Origin of the sequence: Fictibacillus nanhaiensis (assembly GCF_023715445.1) — a bacterium.
Taxonomy (GTDB): Bacteria; Bacillota; Bacilli; order Bacillales; family Fictibacillaceae; genus Fictibacillus; species Fictibacillus nanhaiensis_D.
Map to the genome: position 1 here is coordinate 1 of NZ_JAMBOD010000025.1, position 5,930 is coordinate 5,930.

The window sequence follows — 5,930 nt, forward strand, 5'->3', positions numbered from 1 at the left end:
CTGTCCCAAATGTAGAAAATCGAGTTGATGTATCCATATGATATCCCCCTTCTGGAATAAAAGATGACTTGATTATCACATGAAAGAACATCCAGAAAGAAGGTGTCATTTAATTGACGCTTACAATAAACTCGCGAGCCGACACATTTCGACAACCGTCACCGTCAGAAAATCCCCACAATAAAAAAAAGACCTTCTCACTCGAAGGGTCTTCTCTATCCTCACTAATTAACGTACTTTTACCCAGCCGTTTTTGATTGCTTCAACAACAGCTTGTGTACGGTCGTTTACATTCATTTTTTGCAGAATGTTACTTACGTGGTTTTTAACTGTTTTTTCACTGATATAAAGCTCTTCACCAATCGTACGGTTACTGCGTCCGTCCGCTAACAACTGAAGTACTTCACACTCACGGCGAGTTAGGATGTGTAATGGCTTGCGGTATTCCACTTCTATAAATCCAGCTTTGTTTTGCTGTGTTTTGTTTGTCGTTGATAAACGGCGGAATTCGTTCAGCAAATTATAAGTAATTTTCGGGTGCAAATAGGCGCCGCCTTCAGCAACAACTCTTACCGCTTCGATCAAAGAATCTGCATCCATCTCTTTTAAAAGATAGCCTGATGCACCTGTTTGAACGGCATGTGATACGTATGTCTCATCATCATGGATAGAAAGGATGATAACCTTCGTATCAGGAGATTTCTCCACTAGACGTCGAGTTGCTTCTACGCCGTTGATGTTCGGCATGTTGATGTCCATCAGCACGACATCTGGATTGTGGTCGCGAACGATACTTTCAGCTTCTGAACCATCGTCACCTTCAGCAACAACAGAGAACTGATCTTCCATATCTAAAATGCGTTTTACTCCTTCACGGAACAAACGGTGGTCGTCAATAATAGCTATTCTAGTTTTCTCAGGTGCTGAGGCGTTATTTTCGTACACATTTACATTATTCATGTGTGAACCCTCCTAGTCTTGAATGGGAATTTGAATGTAAACACTTGTACCGTAGTTCAAGCGGGATTTAACTTTTATTGTACCTTCAAGGAGTTCCACCCGCTCCCGCATCCCCATCATGCCAAAGGAATTGGACTTTGCAGGCTTGGACGTGTCAAATCCTTTACCATCATCTCGAATATATAATGAAATGAACTTTTGAGTAAACTCCAGTTTAACTTCGATTAAGTTTGCGTCTGAATGCTTAACTGCATTGCTTACAGATTCCTGTATCAAACGGAATATGGCAATCTCCATTTTTGTAGGAAAACGTCTGGATTGTCCCAGGGCATGCAGCTCAACAACTTTACCAGATCTGTCCTTCACGTTGCGTAAATATTTATCCAGTGTCGGAACAAGACCAAGATCATCTAATGCCATCGGGCGTAGATCATAAATAATTCTGCGAACTTCTTTTAAGGAGTCGCGAACCATAACTCTTAAGTCTTTTATTTCGGCACGAGCGGCATCAGTTCCTTTTTCGACGTAAATTTTCTCTAGTAATTCCGAGCGAATAAGGACGTTTGCCATCAATTGTGCAGGACCGTCGTGAATTTCACGGGATACACGCTTTCGCTCTTCTTCCTGTGCCTCAATGATTTGAAGCCCAAACTCCTGCTTCTGCTTTGCATCTTGAACGAGTTCGTTAATCTTTCTTAAGTCCCCGTTCAGATAATTCAATACAACAGAAATTTGTCCAGCTAAAGATTCAGCTTTTTGTACAGTTTCATTAAGGGCTAGAATCCGCCGCTCCAACTCATCTCGCTTTTCCCGAAGCTGTTTTTCAGTTTGCCGAATAATCGAAAGATCGATCTGATACTTATTGGCATTCTCATAAGCATCACGGATATCTGATTCGCTGTATTTTTGAAAATGCTTGCTTACTTCTGCCAGGCGGGTTCGGGCTAATTTCGCCGATTCCTCTGTTTTGTCAGCTTTATGGATCACTTCGATCACTTGCTGCTTAACCAATTCAAGTTCACGATGCAGCTGCTGAAATTCCTGACGCGAATGCTCACTGATTTCAAAGATCTGCGATTGGCTTTCGGTTACCGTATCGATGGTTTTATTTAAAATTCCGTCCAGCAATTGTGGATCTATCGTTAATTTAGCTGCAGACATGTAAATTTCCCCCAATTAAAACGATAAAGAAGTACAAACGGAAGTTCTAGAACCATCTTGCCTAATTTTCATATAGGACTTATTATCCATAAGCCATAAATCCTTCTTATATACTACATTCGCCAAGATGTGGAATTTTATGACTTTTCTTCCTAAATAATTTTTAAGAATTTGAATGAGTTTTAAAATACCTTATAATGAAGAATATCATGATACTTTATAGGATTAAAGATTTTTCGACAATTTTGACTTTAAAATTTTCATAACAACATCTAAAAGGAGCTTCTCTAAATATGTTATCCGACTATCTTACTGTTAAAGAAACTGGCCAGCACGAAATCGTCATCGATAAATCCAGGTTTATCGCTCATATTTCTAGAGCAACAACCGAAGAAGAAGCGATCAATTTTATACAAAAAATCAAAAAAGAACACAACAGCGCAACACATAACTGTTCAGCCTATTTGATCGGGGAGACAGACAACATTCAAAAAGCGAACGACGATGGTGAACCAAGCGGTACAGCAGGTGTTCCGATGTTAGAGGTTCTCAAAAAAAGGGAATTGAAAGACACGGTTGCTGTTGTTACCCGCTACTTCGGCGGAATTAAGCTAGGTGCCGGAGGATTGATCCGGGCGTATGGCAAATCCGTTTCCGATGGCCTCAATCACATCGGTGTTGTACAGCGCCAGCTTCACCAGGTCGTACACATCACGGTTGATTATACTCTTCTAGGAAAAATGGAAAACGAACTTCGCAACTCGGTCTATCCCATAAAAGAGATGAATTACTTAGATAAAGTAGAGATCCAAATGTATGTACCCGTAAAAGAAGCAGATGCATTTCAAGAATGGATTACAGATCTATCAAATGCCCAGAGTGAGATCAAATTAGGTGAACAGGAATATTTGGAAAAAATTATATAGACCTTTTTCCCTAATTTCAACAAAATGTAACAATAATTTTGTTGCTATTTTCCCTTTCCTCTCTTAACATTAAACTATTGCCAAAAAATTACGGTAAGTTGACGCCAATATTATATATATTTGATACGAAGGATTTATACTATGGGTATAGGCCCTCATTCTTTTGTTATGAAAAAGGAGTTTTCCATTATGAATAGAAAAGTTATGCGCCAAAGAAAAAAAAGACGCCGACGTATACTTTTTATCCTTGTTCCTGTGCTGGTCATCGTATTGGCATCTGTAGGATACGGCTCTTATTTAACATATAAATTAGCAAATGCAACCTCTAATGCAAACGAAGAATTAGGGCGTGGAGGTAAATCAGAAAAACGGGAGCAGGCAGTTGACCCCTCGGAAGATCACTTCTCCGTTCTTTTAGCAGGGGTAGATGACAGTTCGACACGAGGTTTCAGTGCGAATGGGGATTATAAAGGTGTCCGATCGGATGCTCTAATTTTAGCTACATTTAATAAGGAAGATAAATCCGTTAAGATGGTAAGTTTGCCGCGAGACTCAAAAGTTGAGATTCCAGGACGCCGCAACACAGACCGTATTGCACACGCCCATTCATATGGCGGTATGGATCTAACAGTTGAAACGGTTGAAAATCTTTTCGACGTTCCTGTAGATTATTATGTAAAATTAAATTTCGATGCGTTCCTAGAGATAATTGATGCTCTTGGTGGTGTTGAAATCAATGTTGAAAAAGAAATTGTTGAGCAGAACAGTAAAGACGAAGCAAAAGCGATCCACTTAAAGCCTGGCTTGCAAGAGCTTGGTCCTGAAGAGGCACTTGCTTATGCAAGAACGCGTAAGCTTGACTCCGATATTTACCGTGGTGATCGTCAGAAACAGCTCGTTGAAGCTATTATTAAAAAATCAGCTTCAATGGAATCCATTCCGAAGTATGGAACCGTAATTGATACAGTTGGCGACAATATGGCGACCAACTTTACGTTTGGTAATATCTTAGCTCTATTTAAGTATTCAAAATCAATTGATTCCATTGAGAATCTTAAACTAGAAGGCTTCGACGATACAAGTACTGGCGCTTATTATTATGAGCTTGACGAAGCTTCAGTTCAAGAAGTATCAGAAAAACTTAAATCTCACTTAGAACTTCCAGGATACGAGTACAATCCAAGTTCAGAAAGTACAACAAACGAGTCAGAGGAAACAGGCTCTGAAGACTCCGAAACTCCTTAACAGAATCTTTACAAAATCTTCGTTTAGCTTCCCTATCTTTAGGGAAGCTTTTTTTGTATGCTTTTAGAGAGGTCACTAAATTGTAAAATAAATGGAAATAAGTGATGGTTTAAGTATCCCAATAAAACATGTTACACTTACGAACGTTGTTATTATGAAATTTTAATATCGGAAAATATTTCTCTATGTAATTAATAATCGAGGTGAAAGACATGAAGAACAATACTTTACAGCGACCTCAACAAATTCGTGAAATTTATTTGGTTCGTGCATTAGCCATTATCGGTGTTATCATGGTCCACTCTACTTCAGGTGTTGTAGCTGCTTTCAACACAGATTCATCACTTTATGGAGTGTACAACTTTTTAAACATTTTCTTTAAATTTGGTACACCGACATTTATTTTCTTAAGTAGTTTTGTACTTTTCTTTAATTACTATCACAAACCTTTGACAAAGGAACGAATAACAAGCTTCTACAAGAAGCGTTTATTGTTCATCATCATTCCTTACTTTATATTCTCTTTCTTATACTTTGCTATGACAGCAACGGTTCAAGGATATGCAAGTACAGGTGAGATGTTCAAAGCGTTTATCATGGACTTTTTAACAGGTAAAGCATACACACACTTATACTTTGTGTTTATCTCCATCCAGCTTTATATCCTGTTCCCGTTCATCTTAATGTTCTTGAAGAAGTTCCCTAAGGTAACGAAACACACCATCTGGATTGGATTCGTCCTTCAATGGGCTTTCGTATTACTCAACCATTACTACTGGCAGTACTCATTAAAAGGGAGTATTTCATTCTCTTATATGTCTTATTACTTCCTTGGTGCCTTTATGGGAATTCATTATCAGCAGATTCATGATTATCTGGTCGTGACAAAAGAAAAGCTTTTCTCTAAAAAAGCGCTTGTATGGATTCCGCTTTGGGCGATTTGGGTTGGTACATCAGCCGGACACGTTGGTGTATGGTATGCCACTCGAGCAAATGGTGCGATGATCGACTCTAAGATTTATGAATTGTTATGGAACGTTCACACCTTTTCTTCTGCTTTAGTATTGATGCAGATCGCATACTGGTTATACCGTAACCTTCACGAAAAAGTACTGAACGTAATGATTCACTTAGGTGTTGTATCATTCGGTGTTTACTTGATCCATCCGATTCTGCTGTTGATTGCACGTAAAGTGATCGTGACATCTGATCCGATTTTATATCACGTTGGAGTTGCAGCGATGTTCTTATGGGCATTGATCGGTTCATGGATAATTGTAGGCAACATTATGAAGTTCAAACAATCATGGGTACTATTCGGGCCAAAGCCGAAAAATCCATATGTACCATCTAAAAAAGAAGCTTATCAAGCGTCTTAAAAAATAATGTGGAGCTGACTCGTGATCGAGTCAGTTCTTTTTTATTGGTTTGAAGCGGTGCGATTCCAGGAATCTCACGAAAAAAGTAGATATTCTCGCGAAAATGGATGGTAATCTCACGAGTTTCCACTGCAATCGGTTATGTCAAATAGTCTGTGTAAACGAACAATATCCAAAGCATCTCTCTTCGTCCGTATATATGGTTGTAGGGTAGAGTGTTAGTGGAGGGATATCCCTCCACTAACACTCTTTCATCATT

5 protein-coding genes are annotated in these 5,930 nt (G+C 39.0%); 3 read left to right on the plus strand and 2 right to left on the minus strand.

All coding sequences use genetic code 11. From position 1 onward, the window contains the following. Positions 1-228: 228 nt before the first annotated feature. Positions 229-960 carry a response regulator gene (locus M3196_RS21600; protein WP_251324357.1) on the minus strand — a complete coding sequence of 244 codons (732 nt, stop codon included), beginning with the start codon at positions 958-960 and terminating at the stop codon, positions 229-231. Between the two features lie 12 nt (positions 961-972). Then, positions 973-2,121, minus strand: coding sequence for a sensor histidine kinase (locus tag M3196_RS21605; RefSeq protein ID WP_251324358.1), 1,149 nt, complete (start codon positions 2,119-2,121; stop codon positions 973-975). Positions 2,122-2,414: 293 nt separating this feature from the next. Between M3196_RS21605 and M3196_RS21610 the strand changes: the two genes are divergently transcribed. The 3 genes from M3196_RS21610 to M3196_RS21620 all read left to right on the plus strand — a co-directional run bounded on the left by M3196_RS21610 (position 2,415) and on the right by M3196_RS21620 (position 5,671). Beyond that, entirely contained in the window at positions 2,415-3,047 is a 633-nt protein-coding gene (locus tag M3196_RS21610; protein WP_251324359.1) for a YigZ family protein, read from the plus strand. A gap of 189 nt (positions 3,048-3,236) precedes the next feature. Beyond that, positions 3,237-4,292 (plus strand): LCP family protein, encoded by a 1,056-nt coding sequence (locus M3196_RS21615; RefSeq protein ID WP_251324360.1) that lies wholly within the window; start codon positions 3,237-3,239, stop codon positions 4,290-4,292. Between the two features lie 212 nt (positions 4,293-4,504). After that, positions 4,505-5,671 (plus strand): acyltransferase, encoded by a 1,167-nt coding sequence (locus tag M3196_RS21620; RefSeq protein ID WP_251324361.1) that lies wholly within the window; start codon positions 4,505-4,507, stop codon positions 5,669-5,671. Positions 5,672-5,930: the final 259 nt, after the last annotated feature.